The organism is Gammaproteobacteria bacterium (genome assembly GCA_029862005.1).
Classification (GTDB): domain Bacteria; phylum Pseudomonadota; class Gammaproteobacteria.
Genome location: JAOTYD010000008.1, coordinates 42,253 through 61,421, shown reverse-complemented (window position 1 = coordinate 61,421; position 19,169 = coordinate 42,253). Strand labels below are relative to the sequence as shown.

Genomic DNA, 19,169 nt, shown 5'->3' with positions numbered 1-19,169 from the left:
GGGTTCGAGGTTACAATGATAAACGTTGCCGGGTTTCGTCCGGGATCTTGCCGTCGGCGGTCCAGCCCCTGGCCTCGTAGTACTTGGGCAGCATTTCACCGAGGCGATTAACCTGGCCCTCGGTCGGGCCACTCTTGATGATCTCCTTGAGCAGGCGCTTGGGCAACGTGTCGTCATCGGCGGTAAAGCCGGCGGCCTCGTTGAACAGGCGCTCCATGTTCCAGATGCGCTCACCGGTCTCGAGGCAGTTTTCGACGCTCCAGTCGCCCTCACAGGCCGCGTCGATCTGCGGCGCGATATTATCCATGCCCCAGGCAAAAGTCGTGAAGACGCACAATCCAGCGGAATCGACCAGTGCGGTCGCGTCCTGGAACGCCTTGACCAGCTCGGCCTTGCCGTCGGTATCGTTCATCTCGGTCTTGACCGGAATACCCAGCACTTCGGAGGCTATGGTGTAACCCCTGAGATGGCAGGCGCCCCGGTTTGAAGTGGCATAAGCGAGACCGATGCCCTGGATACCGCGCGGATCGTAGGCTGGGAATTCCTGGCCCTTGACCGTCATCGACAATTCCGGACGCTTGTACTTTTCGCACAGTCGCTTCGAGCCTAATCCCAGGTCTTTCGCAAATCCCTCGCCGGTGACAAATTGCTCGGTAATCGCAACAAACGCCTCGGCGCCGCCGAACTTGAGTTCGATACCCCCGGTTTCCTTGGTCGTGATAACCCCGTCCTCGAACATTTCCATCGCGGCGGCCACGGTTGCGCCGTAGGTAATCGGATCCATGCCATCCTCGTTGCAAAGGAAATTCACATAGGTCAGCGCATCGAGGTCATCGACACCGGTATCGGCACCCAGCGCCCAGGCGGCTTCGTACTCGAGACCACCGGATGCCCCCTGGTACTGCGGTTTATCCTTGACCGAAAAATGCGTCGGATCGACGGTCGAGATGCGACCACAGGCGATGGTGCAACTGAAGCAGGCGCCATTCGTGGTCAGGTTGGGCTTGCCGTCGCTCTTGCGCGGTTCGGCCATGGCCTCGGCAGAGATATGCTCCGCGCCTTCGAAACCGACATCGCGCATATTGCGGGCCGGCAAGGCGCCTACTCCGTTGATGACGTTCATCAGCACCTGGGTGCCATAGGCCGGCAGTCCCTGGCCGGTAACCGCGTTCTCGGCAAGTATCGCCTTGCCGTCACTGGTCGCCGCCATGAAGGCCTTGGCGTCGTGGACGTTACCAATTCCACCGGTACCGCGTACCGCGACAGCCTTCAGGTTTTTCGAAGCCATGACGGTACCGACACCGGAGCGTCCGGCAGCGCGGTGCTTGTCGTTCATGACCGCCGCATAAAGACAACCGTGTTCAGCAGTACGCCCGACACAGGCGACTCGCAGTTGCGGGTCCTGGTGGGTCTGGTGCAGGATATCATCGGTTTCCCAGGCGGACTTGCCCCAGATCCCGTCTCCAGAGCGCAGCTCGGCCTTATCGTCCTGGATCAGCAGGTAGACCGGCTTATCCGATTTGCCCTCGAAGATGATCATATCCCAGCCAGCAAATTTCAATTCCGCGCCGAAAAAACCGCCAGAATTCGAGCAGGCGATAGCGCCGGTCAGCGGGCTCTTGCAGATGACGGAGTAGCGTCCACCGGTTGAAGCCATGGTGCCGGTCAGCGGACCGGTGGCCATGATCAGTTTATTGTCGGGTCCGAGTGCGTCACATTTCGGATCGACTTCATCGGTCAGGTATTTTGACGCCAGTCCGCGCTGACCCAGGTATAGTTTCGCCCAATCCATGTTGAGCGGTTCGGAAGTACAGGTACCTTTAGAGAGATCTACCCTCAGGATTTTTCTTGTCCATGACATGATTCGTTACCCCCATTGTTAAGCGGTTGCTTCGGCGGATGGCAGACTCTTGGCTGCCGAGGCGAGCATGCGATCGTAACCGGTCCAGTCTGCGTCGACATAGGTGATCGCACCGGTAGGACAGGCTGCCGCACACTGCGGGTCACCGCCACAGAGGTCGCATTTAACGACCTTGCCGGTCGCTTGCGAGTAGTTGACGGTACCGAACGGGCAGGCGATGGTGCAGACCTTGCAGCCGACACACTTGTCATCGGAGATTACCTTGGCACCGGTGGCCATATCGACGCTGATGGCGTCAACCGGACAGGCCCGCATACACCAGGCTTCATCGCACTGGGTGCAGGTATAGGGTGCAAACCTCCCTTCCTGGTGGAAAGTGAATACCTTGATGTACGATCGAGATGGATTAAAGGTCCCCGTGTGCTCGTAGGAGCAGGCCATTTCGCACTGGAGACAGCCGGTACACTTCCCGGGATCGATGTTAAGGGATTTCTGCATTGTATCCTCCGATTGTGTCGTTATTGTCATTCCCGCCGGAACACGGCTCTTTGATCCCGCTGGAACGCTTTCGGTCAAGGCGTAAAAATACCACTCTCGCCGCTGCTTTTATAGCCCCAAGCCCTAAATTTAATCCACTTTACTAAAAGGATTGGCCGCAGCCACAAAAAAATGGTGTTACCCCTACCATTTTTACCCTGTCTGTGCCTCAATTACGCTCCTAAGCGACTACACTCCGTTTCATGAGCAACAAAATTTCTTCCGCGCCCAGCTGTGCAGATCCCTTCGACCCGGAATCGATCAGCCTCGGCGATGCGTTAAACAAAATCCAGGAACGCGTACTACCGGTCCACGCCTGCGAGCGCCTGCCGATTCGTGAGTGCCTTGACCGCGTAAACAATGAAGCCGTCAAGTCCCCGCATGACGTTCCGCCGCTGCCTAATTCAGCAATGGACGGGGTTGCGGTTGCCATCGACAGCCTGTCAAAAGGGGAAATTACCGAGCTTGAAGAAGTCGGCACGGCTTTTGCGGGCACCCCGTTTAGTGGTGACTGTGGCCCAGGACAATGCGTGCGCATCATGACCGGGGCACTGGTACCCGAGGGTACCGACGCGGTGATCATGCAGGAGCAGGTGGAAATTACCGAAACCGGCAGGATTCGGGTCGATTCTGATCATCGGGTCGGTGAAAATATCCGCCTGGCCGGCGAGGACGTTGCCCGCGGTGAAATCGTGATTGACGCTGGCGTCAGACTCAGCCCGGCCGATATCGGCGTGCTGGCATCGCTGGGCATTGGTCAACTCCAGGTCAAGCGCAAACCCGTAGTCGCATTTTTCTCCACCGGCGACGAGCTGGTCTCAATTGGTGAAAAGCTCGAGCCGGGCAAGATTTATGACAGTAATCGCTATAGCCTGCACGGCATGCTATCGCCCATGGCAGTCGACATCATCGATCTCGGCGTGGTCAAGGATGAACCCACAGCCATGCGCGAAGTGCTCGATAATGCATCGAAGCGGGCTGATTTGATCATCAGCACCGGTGGTGTTTCGGTCGGGGAGGCCGACTACATCAGGCCGGCACTGTCAGAACTCGGTACGACCGAGTTCTGGAAAATCGCGATCAAGCCGGGGCGACCGTTGACCTTTGGCCAGATCGACGCCAGCATTTTCATGGGTTTACCCGGTAACCCGGTCGCGGTAATGGTGACCTTCAGCCAGTTCGTGGTGCCCGCGATCGATGCTCTGGCCGGCGCCAAATCCAGACGCCCGGCATTGTTTCGCGCGCGTGCACTCGATGCGATGCGCAAGAAGCCGGGGCGCTACGAGTTCCAGCGCGGTATCGCCATGCTGGACGACAATAACGAATGGCAGGTCAGCAAAACCGGCAAACAGGGATCCGGTATCCTGACGTCGATGAGCCGCGCCAACTGCTTTATCGTACTGCCCGATGAAAACGACGGCGTCGAGGCCGGTGACGAAGTCAATATCCAGTTCTTCGACTGGTCCCTTTAAGGGTAATGGCTGATATTCTCTATTTTGCGCGACTGGCCGAATCGCTGGGCATTAAATCAGAGGAAATAAATTTATCAGCGGATTGCAAGACAGTTGCCGACCTGGTTGCGCTATTGCGGGCACGTGGAGAGCCCTTTGATAGCGAGTTTAACGGTGACACCCGAATACTGGTGGCAATCAACCAGGAAATGAGCGAACCGACTGCAGAAATCAGCAACACCGACGAAATCGCCTTCTTTCCCCCGGTCACCGGCGGTTGATCCGTCTACCCCGCGCAAGCGGGGATAACGTGGGATTCGGCGCGGGGATGGCGGCAGATTTTCACTCGGGTACCCCGGCCTTACGCAAGGCATCCACGTAATGCTCAAGATCGCTTTCGCGCCGATAGATACTCTCGCGGCGTTCCTTCGCCAGCGTGATATCCGGATTGATTGCGAGCGCCTCTTCCACCGACCATTCGGCGTCCTCGATTCGTCCGAGCTGAGCGTAGACTGCTGCGAGATGCAAATGAATCCGGTCGAATCCCGGATTTCGATCAAGCGCTTCCTCGAGTGCCGGTACGGCGTCATCGTATTTTTCCATTAAAAAAAGAATGCGGCCTTTGACGGCGAGATAAACGCCGGTGCCCTGCGGATTGATGCGTATCGCTTGGTCCAGTGCTTCGAGCCCTTTTTCGAAGTTACCCGAATAGCTCGAAATAAACGCCAGCGTTGCATATCCATCAACATAATTCGGGTGGACCTCAATCGTGCGTTGGGCCGACTCGAGCGCGGTCTGGTGTTGACGCTGCGACAGATACAGAATGCTTCGCGTCAGGTATATCTGTGGAATAGTATCGTCCAGTTCCAGGGCCTTGCGCGCAAACTCCAGCCCTAGCCGAATGGATCCTTCACGATCCTTCGACCAGAAAAAATTGACTTCTGTCGCATGCGTTAACGCGATGTTGGCATAGGCCCGCGCGTAGTTTGGATCGAGAGCCGCAGCTTGTTTGAAAATCTCACGGGCTTCGACAACAGCATCAGGGGTAAAGGTGTTGTACTGCTCGATCCCGAGCAACAACCTGTCATAAGCCTCCGGAACTTTGGTCTCGACATGGTCGAATCTTTTTTCATCTGCCGAGGTCAAGTTGACCTCGAGTGCGGCGACAATCTTCCGGTTGACCTGGTCCTGCAAGGCGAACACATCAGCCATAGTGCCATCAAAACGCTCGGCCCAGATATGACCGCCATTGGATCCGTCAACCAGCTGCGCATTGATCCGAATCTGGTTATCGGCGCGTCGAATGCTGCCTTCGAGAACATAACGCACGCCCAGTTCCTGGGCGACAGTACGTACGTCGACCGATCTGCCCTTGTAGGAAAAAGCCGAATTACGAGCAACCACGAACAATCCCGAGATTCTCGACAAATCGGTGGTCAGATCCTCGGTAATTCCATCGGCGAAATACTCCTGCTCAGGGTCACCGCTCATATTGTCGAAAGGTAAAACCGCTATCGAGGGTTTTTCGGATGAAATCTGATCTGTGGATTCGGGAATGACAGGTTCCCTTGATTGCCAGGTGACAAAGCCATAGGTAGCCGCAGCAAAAACAGCCAGTACAACTGCGGTTGCCACAATTCTGAGCTTTTGCGAGCCCACCGCAGCGTCACTATTCCGGCCCGGCTCGGGAGATGGGACCGCTGCCCCAGGGGTCAATACGACCCGGTAAACGCCAATGGGCTCATCGAATCCCTTTAATTGCTGTTCACCGATATTCTCAAGCTCGAACGGCAGGCGCCGCGGCATCGCTTCACGGATTGCCGGTGTTATGCATAACCCACCGGGATCCGCCAATTGCTCCAGCCTTTGTGCCAACACCACACCTGCACCCGTGATCGTGTCATCGGCAATCACGACCTCACCCATGGCGATCCCAACCCGCACCAGTGGGCGGATATCGTCATCGAGTTGCGCGTTGTAATTCGCCTGGTCTGATTGAAAAGACAGCGCCGCGGAGATCGCATCCGAGGCACGTTCGAACTCGGCCAGTAGCGCATCGCCGCGGAGTTCACGAACCTGGCCATGATAGTTTGAAATGGTTTTACCGAAACGCTGGAAAGAATCCTGGATGCGCTGGTGAGCTTTTTGCTCATCCTGTTGCACCAGCATCGTGGATCCCACGACATCCGCATGCAGAATCACTGCGAGCTTGCCCGATAATCGCTTATCCGCCATCGCTAAACCAGGTGGAAACAATAGCCAATAGTAGCAGCACCGGATTGCGTCCGGAAATTTGATTCAGGCATTTGATTTTACTTTGAAGCCTTGTTTGCGCGGAGGCAGGAGTCTTATTCGGTCCCGCTTTTTCTCAAGCCTGGCAGCTCACCTGGTTTTCGGTGTAATCCCTGAGTCGCACCAGGTCGGTGGTCCCGGTCAATGCCCGATCGATATCGGTTCGACCGTGTTGCAGTACCAGCCGATCGTGGAAATTCCTGAAATAACGGTCGAACATTTCGCCGCCAATCGTGGCGGTAGCGTAAAAGATATCTTCACTCCTGTCGTATTCCAGCTCAATTGAAGCCAGCGGCTGCGGTGCCGGGCCCCCGAGTACTCGACCCCCATGTGCGGGATCATACACGCTGTTTTCCGAACAGCAGTATATGACGCCGGCGCGTTGTTCGAGTTCATCATTGCTGTTACGAAACCTGACTTTTCCATGCCGATAGTTGATAAAGCTTACAGATGGTGCCGGGTGGCTCATCTTGTGCGCACAAATCGCGGAGAATGCAACCACCGAGTTTTTTTGCCCCGACCCGCCCTGCCACCGATAGAGCTCGCCGTCGCGGGTCTTGAGATTACTTCGGGTTGTGACTGACTTGCCCAGGTCTATGAGAAAACACGGCGTGGACACAAACGGGTAGTGGAACAGGTAAGCCTCTCCCACGTTCAGCGACGCCGCCCGCATCGGTTCACCACTATTGGGATCGATCAGGGCAACCTTGCCGTATCGATGATAAACATGATTCTCCCGGGCCAGTAACTGGGGACTGGCGGTAATGCTGGCGAGCGCTGACGCACACAGCTTGACGAATCCTCTGCGTTTCATGGTGGATTGTTTCCTCATGGATGGCGCAAGTGGTAAAAGTATAGATTAACTGATTCGTTTTCGATAGATCGCGTGAGCCGTCTCGAAAAACCGGCAGTTCAGTGCGAGCACCGATCATTTGTAGCGGCTCGAAGCACAGGATGACATTAATCCACGCCGGGGATAACATCGTGGCTGGTTAAATTAAACAAACACGCATGTCCCAACTCGATCAAATTCTCGCCAATATCAGGACCAGTGAAACAACCCGGGCGGCGAGGCGTGACTGGAATCCTCGAAATCAGGGCGAGATCGATATCCGTATCGCAGCCGATGGCAACTGGTTTCATGAGGGGCGCCCATTCCGGCGCGATTCCATGGTGAAGCTGTTTGCCGGGATTCTGCGTCGCGAAGGTGACGAGTACTTCCTCGTCACGCCCGCCGAAAAACTGCGCATCCAGGTGGACGATGCGCCGTTTGTTGCAAACCTGGTCGATCGCATCGAGGAAAATGGTCAACAGGCAATCGTGTTTACCACCAACACAAGTGAACAAATCATCGTCGATCGCGATCACCCTGTTCGTGTCGATATCGACACGAACACCAACCAACCTCGACCCTATGTACATTTTCGCGAAGGCCTGGATGCACTGATCAGCCGCAGCGCTTTTTACGACCTGCTCAATCTCGCGGATGAAACTGAACGCGATGGTGCCGTTTACCTGAGCATTTCGAGTATGGGCGAGGAATTTGAATTAGGAAGCACCGATGAATAGTCAGACCAAGGGTACTCACGAGTATCAGGACGATCCGCGCAACGCGGACATCTTCATCGATATCAATGGTGAATTTTTTGCACGTGACGAGGCCAGAGTATCGGTGTTCGACAGCGGCTTCGTGCTTGGCGATGGCGTCTGGGAAGGATTGCGCGTACACCGGGGCAAGATCGCGTTTCTCGAGCAACACCTCGAGCGGTTATATGCAGGCGCAAAAGCGCTCGATATGGAAATGGAATTAACTGCCGCGGAACTCGGCGAACGCCTCTACCGCCTGCTTGAAAAAAACAACATGCAGGATGGCGTTCACATCCGGCTCATGGTGTCGCGCGGGATCAAGGCGACACCCTACCAGGATCCCCGCGTTACGATCACAGCCCCCACCATCGTGATTATTCCGGAGTACAAGCAGGCACTCCCCGAGACCGCGTGCAAGGGCATCAAGCTGTTCACGGTCCACGTGCGCCGCGGCTATCCCGACGTGCAGGATCCGAAGCTCAACAGTCACTCCAAGCTGAACTGCATTACCGCCTGCATCCAGGCCGCCAAGGCCGGGGCCGACGAGGCGTTAATGCTCGACCCCCATGGCTTTGTCGCCACCTGTAACTCGACCCATTTTTTTATCGTGTGCAAGGATGAGGTGTGGACCTCGACAGGCGATTACTGCCTGGGTGGCATAACCCGCGGCAAGGTAATCGAGTTGTGCGAGCAGAACCAGATCCCGGTGAGGCAGAAAAATTTCAGCCTGACCGATGTTTACAGCGCAAACGAAGCCTTCGTGACCGGCACTTTTGCAGGCCTGGCACCGGTGCGCGAAATCGATGGCCGCACCATCGGTGACGGCAAACGCGGCCCAATGGTCGAAAAACTGCAGCAGCTTTACCTCGCGATGCTCGAGCAGGAATGCGCGTAACCCCACTGCGTATTGCGATGTGGTCGGGACCCCGCAATATCTCGACCGCGTTGATGCGCGCCTGGGAGAATCGAAACGATTGCGTCGTGTGGGATGAGCCCTTGTATGGTTATTACCTGCAGGCAACCGGTTTACCACACCCGGGCGCGGCTGAAGTGATTGAAGCCCAGGGCACCGACGTTGACGCGATCATCGAGCGTTGCACCGGCGCCATACCGGGAGGTAAGCAGATCTTCTACCAGAAACACATGACCCTGCACCTGTTACCGGAAATCGAGCGTGACTGGCTATCCGAAATGGTCAACTGTTTCCTGATCCGCGAACCCGAAGCGGTAATAACGTCCTATGCCGCGGTGCGCAGTGACGCGACGCTGGAGGATATCGGCTTCATCCAGCAGGCCGAGTTATTCGATCAGGTGCGCGCCATGACCGGCGAGATCCCCCTGGTCATCGATAGCCGCGAGTTCCTGCTGGACCCGGCTACCATGCTGCAAGCAATCTGTACAAAGCTCGACATCGAGTTTGGACCCGAAATGCTCAGTTGGCCAAAAGGTCCTCGCGATAGCGACGGGGTCTGGGCAAAGTACTGGTATGATTCGGTCTGCAACTCGACCGGGTTCGCACCCTATCGCGAACAAAAATATACGCTTTCGGACAAGGATAAACAGATAGCGTTACACGCACGCCCATCCTATGAAATCCTGTACCAACACCGTTTACGGTACTAGTTTAAAGATTCGATTCTACCGGTCTAATTATTTAATGCTTACCGGAATCACAAATGCCTGGCCCTATAACCTGAAGGCACAGTTGATCGGCAGCCCTGAGAAGTAGCAATTTATTGACGAGCGCGTTAGCATCCCGTTTCGCCCAAGCAGCTAAAAATCAAGGCCAAATAGCAAATGCCGCTGTTAAGTATAAAAAATCTAAGTATCGAATTCCCCGGCCGATACGAAACCGATTATGCAGTCGAAGACGTCAGTTTTGATCTCGAAGCCGGTGAAATTCTGGGGCTCGTGGGTGAATCAGGCGCCGGTAAATCAACTATCGGCAACGGTATCGTACAATTGCTTAGCCCACCGGGTCGGGTGTCAAAAGGCGACATATACCTCAACGATACCAAGATCTCTACTTTCACCGACAAGGAAATTTTAAAGGTTCGGGGCTCGCGCGTGGGTTTCATTTTTCAGGACCCGATGACATCGCTGAATCCGCTGTTCACCGTTGAAAATCAGTTGATCGAGACCATTCTTACCAATCTCAGCGTTGACAGTCAGAAAGAAGCTTTGCGGATCGCGATCGATCTGCTCGACCAGGTTGGCATCCCCGATCCCGAAATTCGCATCAAGCAATTTCCGCATCAGTTTTCGGGCGGCATGCGTCAGCGTGTCGTGATTGCGATCGCGCTCGCCGGCGAACCCGAGTTATTGATCGCCGACGAACCCACTACTGCACTGGACGTATCGGTACAAGACCAGATCCTTTCATTGATTCGATGCCTGTGCCAGGAACGCCAGGTCGGTTGCCTGTTGGTAACTCACGATATGGGCGTCATCGCAAGCGTGACCGACCGCGTCGCAGTCATGTATCGCGGTAAGCTGGTAGAGATCGGGAAGACCGCTCAGGTTTTGACCGCGCCAAAACACGACTATACCAAGAGCCTGATCAGCGCCGTACCTAGATCGACGATCAAGGTTGATCGCTTTCCACTGGTTGAATATATCGAAACCACCGCCAAGGGTCTCAAGCATATCGATGTCTCTACCCACTGGCTGGGGCAGAGCACGAGACATGGGGGTGGTGAAAACCTCCTCGAAATCGAAAATCTGAACCTGCGGTTTATTACACGCGATGCGTTTCTCGAAAAGAACCGTAGATACCTGCAAGCCACCCAGGATGTCAATCTGACCATCAAACAGGGAGAGTCATTCGGGCTGGTCGGCGAAAGCGGATCAGGCAAATCCACGATTGCCCGCATGGTGGCCGGATTGCAGCAACCCAACAGCGGTTCGATCCGGTTCGACGGAGTTGAATTGTTTAATAACCCGGACCATGAAGCCGTAAAACAAGCCAGACTGCAAATGCAAATGGTGTTCCAGAATCCCTACTCATCGCTCAATGGGCGCATGAAGGTTAACGATATCATCGCCGAGCCGATCCTGTTTCATCGACTTGCGCCACCCCAGGAAGTCAGCCAGATCGTCGGCGATCTGCTCGACCACGTGGGCCTGGGTCGCCAGATGGGGCGTCGCTACCCACACGAATTCTCGGGTGGTCAACGCCAACGTATATCAATCGCCCGGGCACTCGCGAGCAGGCCTCGACTTTTAATTTGCGACGAGCCGACTTCGGCGCTCGACGTATCGGTGCAGGCACAGATATTGAACCTGTTGAAGGACTTGCAGGACGAACTTGGTCTGACCATGCTGTTTATAAGTCACGACTTGCCAGTCATCCGCCAAATGTGTGATCGGGTTGCAATCATGCGCCGTGGGCGCATACTTGAGACTGCGGATTGCGAAGATTTTTTCGAAAGCCCGCGAAACGAATACAGCATCGAGCTACTTGCGCTAATGCCGCGATTCGATAGTATTTATGAGCATGAAGATATAACACACTAATAATATAAAAATTTTTCGGTTTTTTTCAATAAAACTGCTGTAGGCATAACCAATGACAAATGACTGAAGGAGTATCCACCATGAAAAATCGTTTTCTACTTACTACCTGCCTGGTGATGGCGAGCCTGCTATCCTTCACCACGGCAAATGCAAAAGATCTAAGGCTTGCTTATGACGCCGATCCGGTGACTTTGGATATTCACGAGCAATTATCCGGCGGTATTTTACAACTCTCACATATGTCCTTTGATCCGCTGATCCGCTGGACTAAGGACCTGGCATTTGAAAATCGACTGGCGACCAGCTACAAGCGCCTTAATCCGACCACGGTGCGCTTTAACCTGCGCAAGGGCGTCAAGTTCCACAGTGGCAACCCGATGACCGCAGCGGATTTTAAATGGACCTTCGATCGCCTCAAGGTGAGTCCCGATTTCAAGGGCATATTTGCCAATTTCACCGAGCTCAATGTGATCGACGATCACACCATCGACCTGGTAACCAGCGGCCCTTACCCGTTGGTATTGCATACTGCGACCTACATTTTCCCGATGGACAGCAAGTTTTACACCGGAACCGATGCCAACGGTAACGACAAGGGCGCGATCGTTAAAAATGGCGCATCGTTTGCCTCAACCAACCTGTCCGGAACCGGTCCGTTTAAGGTAACTTCACGTGAACAGGGCGTTAAAATCGTCTTCGAGCGTTTTGCGAATTACTGGGACAAAGGTTCTCCCGGTAATGTTGATCGCATTATCTTTACACCGATCAAGGATGAGCAAACACGGGTTGCAGCGCTGCTCTCCGGTGATGTAGATTTCATCGCGCCGGTATCGCCAAATGACTTCGACCAGATTCGCTCAGCCAGCAACGCTGATCTGGTCACAATGCCCGGCACGCGTATCATCACGTTTCAGATGAACCAGGAACGTCGTCCCGAGTTTCGCGATCAGCGCGTCCGCATGGCAATCGTTCATGCGGTTAATAACGAGGCCATCGTCCAAAAAATCATGAAAGGTTTTGCGACCACGGCCGGCCAGATGAGCCCCGCGGGTTATCTCGGTTACAATCCCAAACTCAAACCCCGCTTTGACCTAAAACTCGCCCAACAGCTGATGAAAGACGCGGGTTACGAGAATGGCTTCAGCGTCACCATGATGGCGCCGAATAATCGTTACGTTAATGACGATAAAATCGCCCAGGCGGTTGCCACGATGCTGTCAAAAATCAACATCAAGGTCGATCTGCAAACCATGCCCAAGGCGCAATACTGGCCTGCATTCGACGACCGCGCCGCGGATATCATGATGATCGGCTGGCATTCCGACACCGAGGACAGCGCCAACTTTTTCGAGTTCCTGGCGATGACCCCGGATCAGAGCACCGGCATGGGTGTTTACAATTCGGGTAACTATAGTAGCGACTACGTCGATAAGAATACCATGATGGCAAACGCTGAAACCGATTCCACCAAGCGCGCGAAAATGCTACAGGACATCGAGGCCAAGATTTACCAGGACGCCGGGTTTGTCCCGCTGCACTGGCAAAACCTCGCCTGGGCGGCACGCAAGGGCGTTAACATCGATCCAATCGTAAACGCGCTCAACTTCCCGTACTTGGGTGATCTCGTCATCAACTAGATGACTTCGTCATCAGCTCCCGATAACCTGCTCCGGGCGATTTCCGCCCGGAGTATTTTCTCGTAACATGATCCAGTTCCTGCTCAGAAGAGTTTTGCAGGCGGCGATCGTGATGCTCATCATCAGCCTGTTCTGTTTTTCGATCCAGGACACGCTGGGCGATCCGACCCGGGAACTGGCTGCCATGTCGATGTCGGAAGTGGAGCGCGCCAACCTGCGCGAATCACTGGGTCTCAACGATCCACTACTGGTACAATACGGCCGTTTTATCACCCGCGCGCTGCAGGGGGACCTCGGTACTTCCTATTTTTTCAAGGAGCCGACACTCGACGTCATCCTCAAAAAGCTGCCGGCTACGCTCGAGCTTTCGTTCGCCGCGTCGCTGATCATCATATTCGTGTCGATTCCGATGGGCGTTTTTTGCGCGATCAAGCCGCGCCACTGGTTTAGCCGTTTTACCATGGCGGTTAGTGTCGTCGGTATATCAATCCCGGTATTCCTTACCGCACTGGCGATGATATTCATTTTTTCGATCACGCTGGGCTGGATGCCCTCTTTCGGCCGCGGTGAGGTGGTACAGGTGTGGGCTTACTGGAGTACCAATTTCGCCAGCTGGGACGGCATCGTGCATATCATCATGCCGGCAATTGCACTGTCATCCATCATGCTGCCGCTGTTTATTCGTCTGGTACGTGCAGAAATGCTCGAAGTCTTAAGTTCCGAATACGTCAAGTTCGCACGCGCCAAGGGCCTGTCCGCGATGCCGGTTTACCTCAAGCATGCCCTTAAAAATACGATGTTGCCGGTGATTACCGTCGGCGGTGTGCAAATCGGCATCATGGTCGCCTACACGATATTGACCGAGTCGGTGTTTCAGTGGCCGGGGATGGGATTCATGTTTCTCGAAGCGGTTAACCGCTCCGACATCCCGCTGATCACCGCCTACATTATGTTTGTCGGTTTCCTGTTCGTCGTTGTCAATACGCTAGTCGATCTGCTTTATGGTGTGATCAACCCAATGGTTGATCTGGTTGGGCGCAGGCAATGAACGCAGTCACGACGCGATGGCAGCAAATGCTGCAATCCGACCTGGTGCATTATTACAAGCGCGACAAAATCGCAATTGCTGCGAGTTCTCTGTTCCTGATTTTGGCACTGATGGCGTTGTTCTCGCCGCTGATCGCGCCGTTCGATCCATACGATCTGACACAAATCGACCTGATGGATTCAGAAATGCCGCCAGTCTGGTTCGAGGGAGCGGACCAACGTTTTTTACTCGGCACCGACGACCAGGGACGCGACCTCTGGAGCACGATTCTCTATGGCATGCGCGTGTCACTGCTGATCGGTATATTCGCGGTATTACTGCAGGCTGCAATTGGCATCGTCATCGGCCTGGTATCGGGTTACATCGGCGGTCGTGTCGATAACATACTGATGCGAATCGCGGATGTGCAGCTGTCGTTTTCGACGCTGATGGTGGCTATCATCGTTCTTGCCATCGTTAAAAATGCCTTCGGCGGCGAAACCTACAGTAACTGGGCGATGCTGATCCTGATTCTCGTTATCGGACTAGCCGAATGGCCGCAAGTTGCCCGCACGGTGCGCTCATCGGTGCTCGGAGAAAAAGAAAAGGAATATGTCGATGCCGCGCACGTGATGGGCTTTGGGCCAATTCGCATCATGTTCAAACACATTTTGCCGAACTGCCTGTCCCCAATATTTGTCATCGCTACCGTACAAATCGCCAACGCGATTATTACCGAAGCGGCTCTTTCATTTCTCGGCCTCGGTATGCCGGTCACCGAGCCCAGCCTCGGCTCGCTGATCAGCATTGGCAAGGAGTACCTTTACTCGGGATCCTGGTGGATCACGTTGATCCCCGGCTTCTTCCTGGTCGTCATCGTCATCGCGATCAACCTGATGGGAGACTTCCTGCGCGATGTATTCAACCCGCGGCTATACAAGGATTAATGACTTTACGATCATAAAAAGTCATTCCCGCGAAAGCGGGAATCTTGTATAAACTGGTAGCCAATCAGTTAGAGATCCCCGCTTCGGCGGAGATAACGTCATTGGATTCTGTGTAATGCCGCGAAATATTCTGTTCATCATGTGCGACCAGCTACGGTGGGACTACCTGTCCTGCTACGGGCACCTGAAACTCCATACTCCGAACATCGATTCACTGGCCGCACGCGGTGTGCGTTTTGACAATGCATATTGCCAGGCGCCGATCTGCGGCCCGTCGCGTGCCAGTTTTTATACCGGGCGTTACCAGTCCAGCCACGGGGTAATGGCCAACGAAGACCCGATGCGAGTGGACGAACTGACGATCGCCGATTACCTGAGACCCTCGGGATATCGCAGCGCATTGGTAGGCAAAGCTCACAACCGGAAAAGTGCCGCAGCAATGGAGTCGCTCGGCGTTACATCCGAATCTGACTCTATGTGGCATTCCGGCAGCGGCGGTTACGAACCTTTCGAGCTGCACGAAGGTTTATATCCGGACGGAAGTTTGCCTGACAACCACGGCTATACCACATTTCTTAATCGCGCCGGTTACGCCGGCAAAAATCCGTGGCAGGAATACGCCAATAGCGGCGAAGACAAAGATGGCAATATTCGCTCAGGCTGGAGACTGCGTAACTCGGTCTACCCGTCGCGGGTTGACGAAGCGCATTCGGAGACTACTTTTTTAACCAACCGGGCGATCGATTTCCTGGAACAGCAAGAGGACGATAATCCCTGGTGTCTGCACCTCTCCTATATCAAGCCACATTGGCCATTGATCGCTCCCGCACCGTATCACGACCTCTATAGCGGCGAGGATGTCCAGGCTGTGGTGCGTTCCGACAAGGAGTTACACAACCCGCATCCGGTTTACCGGGCCTTTATGGAGCAGGAATACAGCGAGAGCTTCGCGCGTGAAGATGTGCGCGAACGTGTTATTCCGGTTTACATGGGCCTGGTTCGACAGATCGATGATCAACTGGGGCGCCTGTTCGAATACATGAAACAAACCGGTATCTTCGAAAAAACGATGCTGGTGTTCACCAGTGATCACGGTGAATACCTGGGTGATCACTGGCTTGGAGAAAAAGACCTGTTCCACGAAGCCTCGGTAAAAATCCCGTTGATCATCGTCAACCCAAACGCGACCGCCGATGAAACCCGCGGTAGCGTCTGCAACGAGATGGTCGAGGCGATTGACCTGTTGCCGACGTTTATCGAATTCGCTGGTGGCAATATCTGCCACGAGCGAGTCGAAGGATGTTCGCTGATGCCGCTACTACGATCACATAGCGCGCCAGCCGACTGGCGGCAGTACGCTTTAAGTGAGATCGATTATTCGGACCGCGGGCCTCGAACCCTGCTCGATATCGCGCCCTATGATTGCCGCGCAACCATGGTCCGTGATCAACGCTGGAAATATATTCACCATAACCTGTATCGACCCCAGCTGTTCGATATGCAGAGAGATCCGAATGAGTTAAACGATCTCGGCGAGGACCTGGACCACAGTAAAATTCGCAGGGATATGCGGCAACTGCTGATCGATTCGCGTCGTCGATTGAAACCCCGCGTTGGTGCATCGTATGACGACCTGGCAGCCATGGGTCCCGGGCGGGATGAATCCCGGGGTATCATCATCGGCCGCTGGTAAGGAATATCAGCACCCACGAATTAAAAGTGGTAGTAAGTTTGGTTCAGGTATCCGACTACGTCTTCAACCTCGTCGTCGAACCAGGTTAATTCGAGCGTGTCCTTGCAAAAGCGAACCTGCGTCCCGAGTTGCGCAAGATCCCTGACTCGCCGGTTGTCACGCGTGTATACCGATGGGTCGTGGCAACCGGTACAATTCGAGAAATGCAGATCGTCACCGTTGTCGATATCCGCGGCCTGCAGCGAGCCAAGGCACAAAACCAGAACTGCAACTGTGTAACAACGTTTCATAGTTATCTCCCGCTAGTTAGCGATCGCACTCAGGCGATAAAAAAGCGCATCATCCACTCCGCCCAGATGTGCGAGTCGGGCTCACCGTCATGAATATAGCGAGTGGCCCTGGCTTGCTCATCGGGCGAAAGGCTATCGGTTGCCTTCAGAAAATTTACCATCGCGCGCAGGGGTTGCTCGGGATGACCCTGGAAACACATGATATTATCTCCCAGCGTAAAGCCGTAATCGACATATTCCTCGGTGTGCGCAAAAGGCTCCGCCGCTTCCGGCAAACGGGTTACGCGTTCCTGGTTAAAATGATACAGGCCGGTGATGCTTGCAACAGGCTGCATCCAGTCATAACGGTTGGTAATACGCATAGAATAGTTTCCAATCATCCAGCCATTCTCGTTAAATCCTACTTCACCCCCAAAGGCCCGCGCCACCAGCTGGTGGCCGAAACAGGATCCAATCACCCTTAATCCCTTGCTGTTCGCGACCCGGGTAAGATCAATCAATTCGCGAATCCAGTCATGATCATCGTGGACGCTGCAGGGACTGCCAGTCACCAGGATTGCGTCATAGTCATCGATGCTATCGGGAAACTGGTTTTTCGACGTGTAGTAAACCTCGAAACGCGCGGAGGCGTTCAACGGTTGCAACAAATCTATGAATTTTTGCGCGTCCGTAATTCCAAGATCGTCCGCCCAGAAACTCTCGGGCACCGCATCCAGAATCGCAACCCTGATAGCGTGGTTCATGTCTGGCTGAATAATACTGATTGACTCAAAAACCAACGATACCTGAAAATCCGGAGTTTGAAACCCTTCTACAGCGATTCGAGTAAACTTATGACACCCGAAGAATTTCGCCACGCCGGCCACGAGTTGATCGACTGGATTGCCGACTACCGTACGAACCTGGAGCAGCGGCCGGTTCGAGCCCAGGTTGAACCCGGCAACATCAGGCGTAGCTTTCCCGCCAGTGCACCTGAAGCACCGTTGGCACCCGAGCAACTGCTGCGTGAACTGGAACAGCGTGTATTGCCGGGAATCACGCTGGTACAACACCCGATGCATTATGGCTGGTTTCCCTCCAACGCAGCACTAGCCTCGGTGTTGGGTGATATCGCGAGTTCGGGTCTTGGGGCGCTGGGTATTTCCTGGGAAAGCTGCCCATCATTGACCGAAGTCGAGGAAGTCGTCTGTGACTGGATGCGCCAGCTCACCGGGCTCTCCGAAAACTGGGAGGGATGCATTCATGATACCGCGTCGACTTCATGCCTGACTTCACTGTTACTGGCGCGTGAACGAGCCAGCAACTACGCGCAGAATCGTGGAGGGCTGCAGGGTGCTGACAAACCGCTTGTGATCTATACCACTGCCGAGGCACACTCGTCGGTGGTCAAGGCGGCGCTACTGGCCGGAATCGGTAGCGACAACCTGCGCATGGTCGCAATGGACCCCGAAAGTCACTCCATGCAAGCAGAGAGTCTCGCGGAACAAGTTGTAACCGACATCGCCAACGGATACCTACCGGTGGCCGTGGTCGCTTCGGTGGGCTCAACCAGTGTCACCGCTTTCGACCCGGTTGCCGAAATCGCCGAGATAACGGCGGGATACGATATCTGGTTACACGTCGACGCCGCCATGGCCGGCAGTGCGATGCTGTTACCCGAATGCCGTCACCTCTGGGAGGGTGTAGAAGCAGCCGATTCCATCTCCTGGAATCCTCATAAGTGGATGGGAACGATCCTCGACTGCTCGCTGATGTACGTGCGTGACGTGCAGCACCTGGTGCGGGTCATGTCGACCAATCCCAGTTACCTGCGTTCGAACGTCGATGACGAAGTCCGGCAATACCGCGACTGGGGTATACCGCTGGGGCGTCGGTTCCGCGCGCTCAAACTCTGGTATCACCTCGGCATCGATGGTATCGAATCGATTCGCACCCGCCTGCGACGCGATCTCGAAAACGCGCGCTGGTTTGCCGAAACGGTTGCCGCCACCGAAGACTGGCACGTGCTGGCACCGGTCAAATTGCAAACCGTCTGCATTCGCCATGAACCACCCGGCATCGAAGGTGAAGCGCTGGATCGCCATACCCTCGCCTGGGTTAACGCCATCAATCAATCCGGGGTAGCCTTTATGAGCCCATCGATGCTCGACGATCGCTGGATGGTAAGGGTTTCGATCGGAGTTGAAGCTACCACCCGTGAGCATGTTGAAAAGCTATGGTCCCTGATACGGCAAACTGTGAACGAGTCGGCTCTGTAACCGCGCAGATGCGCAAAATTCGAAAAGACATCGACATCAAAAAAGGATACATTACGCGACTTTGATATCCACG

The 19,169-nt window shown here is 54.7% G+C and carries 17 protein-coding genes; 11 read left to right on the top strand and 6 right to left on the bottom strand.

Annotation, left to right across the window (positions count from 1 at the left end):
• Positions 1 to 10: 10 nt before the first annotated feature.
• Both OES20_07630 and OES20_07625 read right to left on the bottom strand, forming a co-directional pair.
• Positions 11 to 1,861: an aldehyde ferredoxin oxidoreductase family protein gene (locus OES20_07630; protein ID MDH3634560.1), complete on the bottom strand. Its 1,851-nt coding sequence runs from the start codon at positions 1,859 to 1,861 to the stop codon at positions 11 to 13.
• A gap of 18 nt (positions 1,862 to 1,879) precedes the next feature.
• Positions 1,880 to 2,359 carry a 4Fe-4S dicluster domain-containing protein gene (locus OES20_07625; GenBank protein ID MDH3634559.1) on the bottom strand — a complete coding sequence of 160 codons (480 nt, stop codon included), beginning with the start codon at positions 2,357 to 2,359 and terminating at the stop codon, positions 1,880 to 1,882.
• Between the two features lie 242 nt (positions 2,360 to 2,601).
• Between OES20_07625 and OES20_07620 the strand changes: the two genes are divergently transcribed.
• Together OES20_07620 and moaD are read left to right on the top strand one after the other, a co-directional pair.
• Positions 2,602 to 3,870 (top strand): molybdopterin molybdotransferase MoeA, encoded by a 1,269-nt coding sequence (locus tag OES20_07620; GenBank protein MDH3634558.1) that lies wholly within the window; start codon positions 2,602 to 2,604, stop codon positions 3,868 to 3,870.
• A gap of 5 nt (positions 3,871 to 3,875) precedes the next feature.
• Positions 3,876 to 4,130: a molybdopterin converting factor subunit 1 gene (gene moaD, locus OES20_07615; protein ID MDH3634557.1), complete on the top strand. Its 255-nt coding sequence runs from the start codon at positions 3,876 to 3,878 to the stop codon at positions 4,128 to 4,130.
• Positions 4,131 to 4,191: 61 nt separating this feature from the next.
• Here the strand turns inward: moaD and OES20_07610 are convergent, their stop codons facing one another.
• Both OES20_07610 and OES20_07605 read right to left on the bottom strand, forming a co-directional pair.
• The gene (locus tag OES20_07610) at positions 4,192 to 6,084 is read right to left on the bottom strand and encodes an adenylate/guanylate cyclase domain-containing protein (GenBank protein MDH3634556.1); all 1,893 of its coding nucleotides are present in this window, start codon (positions 6,082 to 6,084) and stop codon (positions 4,192 to 4,194) included.
• Between the two features lie 133 nt (positions 6,085 to 6,217).
• On the bottom strand, positions 6,218 to 6,955 hold the full coding sequence (locus OES20_07605; GenBank protein MDH3634555.1) for a hypothetical protein: 738 nt from the start codon (positions 6,953 to 6,955) through the stop codon (positions 6,218 to 6,220).
• A gap of 197 nt (positions 6,956 to 7,152) precedes the next feature.
• On the opposite strand from OES20_07605, the gene OES20_07600 reads away from it, so the two are divergent.
• From OES20_07600 to OES20_07565, 8 genes are all read left to right on the top strand, one after another.
• Positions 7,153 to 7,710, top strand: coding sequence for a DUF1285 domain-containing protein (locus OES20_07600; GenBank protein MDH3634554.1), 558 nt, complete (start codon positions 7,153 to 7,155; stop codon positions 7,708 to 7,710).
• Positions 7,703 to 8,623, top strand: a complete 921-nt coding sequence (locus tag OES20_07595) for an aminotransferase class IV (protein ID MDH3634553.1) — start codon at positions 7,703 to 7,705, stop codon at positions 8,621 to 8,623. The genes OES20_07600 and OES20_07595 overlap by 8 nt, the downstream gene beginning before the upstream one ends.
• On the top strand, positions 8,614 to 9,351 hold the full coding sequence (locus OES20_07590; protein ID MDH3634552.1) for an HAD family hydrolase: 738 nt from the start codon (positions 8,614 to 8,616) through the stop codon (positions 9,349 to 9,351). The genes OES20_07595 and OES20_07590 overlap by 10 nt, the downstream gene beginning before the upstream one ends.
• A gap of 174 nt (positions 9,352 to 9,525) precedes the next feature.
• Positions 9,526 to 11,244, top strand: coding sequence for an ABC transporter ATP-binding protein (locus tag OES20_07585; GenBank protein MDH3634551.1), 1,719 nt, complete (start codon positions 9,526 to 9,528; stop codon positions 11,242 to 11,244).
• A gap of 80 nt (positions 11,245 to 11,324) precedes the next feature.
• Positions 11,325 to 12,881, top strand: coding sequence for an ABC transporter substrate-binding protein (locus OES20_07580; GenBank protein MDH3634550.1), 1,557 nt, complete (start codon positions 11,325 to 11,327; stop codon positions 12,879 to 12,881).
• A 67-nt stretch (positions 12,882 to 12,948) separates the two neighbouring features.
• Positions 12,949 to 13,929, top strand: a complete 981-nt coding sequence (locus OES20_07575; GenBank protein MDH3634549.1) for an ABC transporter permease — start codon at positions 12,949 to 12,951, stop codon at positions 13,927 to 13,929.
• The gene (locus OES20_07570; GenBank protein ID MDH3634548.1) at positions 13,926 to 14,855 is read left to right on the top strand and encodes an ABC transporter permease; all 930 of its coding nucleotides are present in this window, start codon (positions 13,926 to 13,928) and stop codon (positions 14,853 to 14,855) included. The genes OES20_07575 and OES20_07570 overlap by 4 nt, the downstream gene beginning before the upstream one ends.
• A 115-nt stretch (positions 14,856 to 14,970) precedes the next feature.
• Positions 14,971 to 16,548, top strand: a complete 1,578-nt coding sequence (locus OES20_07565) for a sulfatase-like hydrolase/transferase (protein ID MDH3634547.1) — start codon at positions 14,971 to 14,973, stop codon at positions 16,546 to 16,548.
• A 20-nt stretch (positions 16,549 to 16,568) separates the two neighbouring features.
• Here OES20_07565 and OES20_07560 read toward each other — a convergent pair whose 3' ends face one another.
• Together OES20_07560 and OES20_07555 are read right to left on the bottom strand one after the other, a co-directional pair.
• Positions 16,569 to 16,838: a cytochrome c gene (locus OES20_07560; GenBank protein ID MDH3634546.1), complete on the bottom strand. Its 270-nt coding sequence runs from the start codon at positions 16,836 to 16,838 to the stop codon at positions 16,569 to 16,571.
• 29 nt (positions 16,839 to 16,867) lie between these two features.
• Entirely contained in the window at positions 16,868 to 17,581 is a 714-nt protein-coding gene (locus tag OES20_07555) for a type 1 glutamine amidotransferase (protein MDH3634545.1), read from the bottom strand.
• A 90-nt stretch (positions 17,582 to 17,671) separates the two neighbouring features.
• Here OES20_07555 and OES20_07550 point away from each other — a divergent pair, with 90 nt between their 5' ends.
• Positions 17,672 to 19,096, top strand: coding sequence for a pyridoxal-dependent decarboxylase (locus OES20_07550; GenBank protein ID MDH3634544.1), 1,425 nt, complete (start codon positions 17,672 to 17,674; stop codon positions 19,094 to 19,096).
• Positions 19,097 to 19,169: the final 73 nt, after the last annotated feature.

Coding starts and splice junctions, on each gene's coding strand:
- OES20_07580 (MDH3634550.1), top strand. CDS start 11,325: ATGAAAAATCGTTTTCTACTTACTACCTGCCTGGTGATGGCGAGCCTG.
- OES20_07570 (MDH3634548.1), top strand. CDS start 13,926: ATGAACGCAGTCACGACGCGATGGCAGCAAATGCTGCAATCCGACCTG.
- OES20_07575 (MDH3634549.1), top strand. CDS start 12,949: ATGATCCAGTTCCTGCTCAGAAGAGTTTTGCAGGCGGCGATCGTGATG.
- OES20_07610 (MDH3634556.1), bottom strand. CDS start 6,084: ATGGCGGATAAGCGATTATCGGGCAAGCTCGCAGTGATTCTGCATGCG.
- OES20_07630 (MDH3634560.1), bottom strand. CDS start 1,861: ATGTCATGGACAAGAAAAATCCTGAGGGTAGATCTCTCTAAAGGTACC.
- OES20_07555 (MDH3634545.1), bottom strand. CDS start 17,581: ATGAACCACGCTATCAGGGTTGCGATTCTGGATGCGGTGCCCGAGAGT.
- OES20_07565 (MDH3634547.1), top strand. CDS start 14,971: ATGCCGCGAAATATTCTGTTCATCATGTGCGACCAGCTACGGTGGGAC.
- OES20_07590 (MDH3634552.1), top strand. CDS start 8,614: ATGCGCGTAACCCCACTGCGTATTGCGATGTGGTCGGGACCCCGCAAT.
- moaD (MDH3634557.1), top strand. CDS start 3,876: ATGGCTGATATTCTCTATTTTGCGCGACTGGCCGAATCGCTGGGCATT.
- OES20_07620 (MDH3634558.1), top strand. CDS start 2,602: ATGAGCAACAAAATTTCTTCCGCGCCCAGCTGTGCAGATCCCTTCGAC.
- OES20_07560 (MDH3634546.1), bottom strand. CDS start 16,838: ATGAAACGTTGTTACACAGTTGCAGTTCTGGTTTTGTGCCTTGGCTCG.
- OES20_07625 (MDH3634559.1), bottom strand. CDS start 2,359: ATGCAGAAATCCCTTAACATCGATCCCGGGAAGTGTACCGGCTGTCTC.
- OES20_07550 (MDH3634544.1), top strand. CDS start 17,672: ATGACACCCGAAGAATTTCGCCACGCCGGCCACGAGTTGATCGACTGG.
- OES20_07600 (MDH3634554.1), top strand. CDS start 7,153: ATGTCCCAACTCGATCAAATTCTCGCCAATATCAGGACCAGTGAAACA.
- OES20_07595 (MDH3634553.1), top strand. CDS start 7,703: ATGAATAGTCAGACCAAGGGTACTCACGAGTATCAGGACGATCCGCGC.
- OES20_07605 (MDH3634555.1), bottom strand. CDS start 6,955: ATGAAACGCAGAGGATTCGTCAAGCTGTGTGCGTCAGCGCTCGCCAGC.
- OES20_07585 (MDH3634551.1), top strand. CDS start 9,526: ATGCCGCTGTTAAGTATAAAAAATCTAAGTATCGAATTCCCCGGCCGA.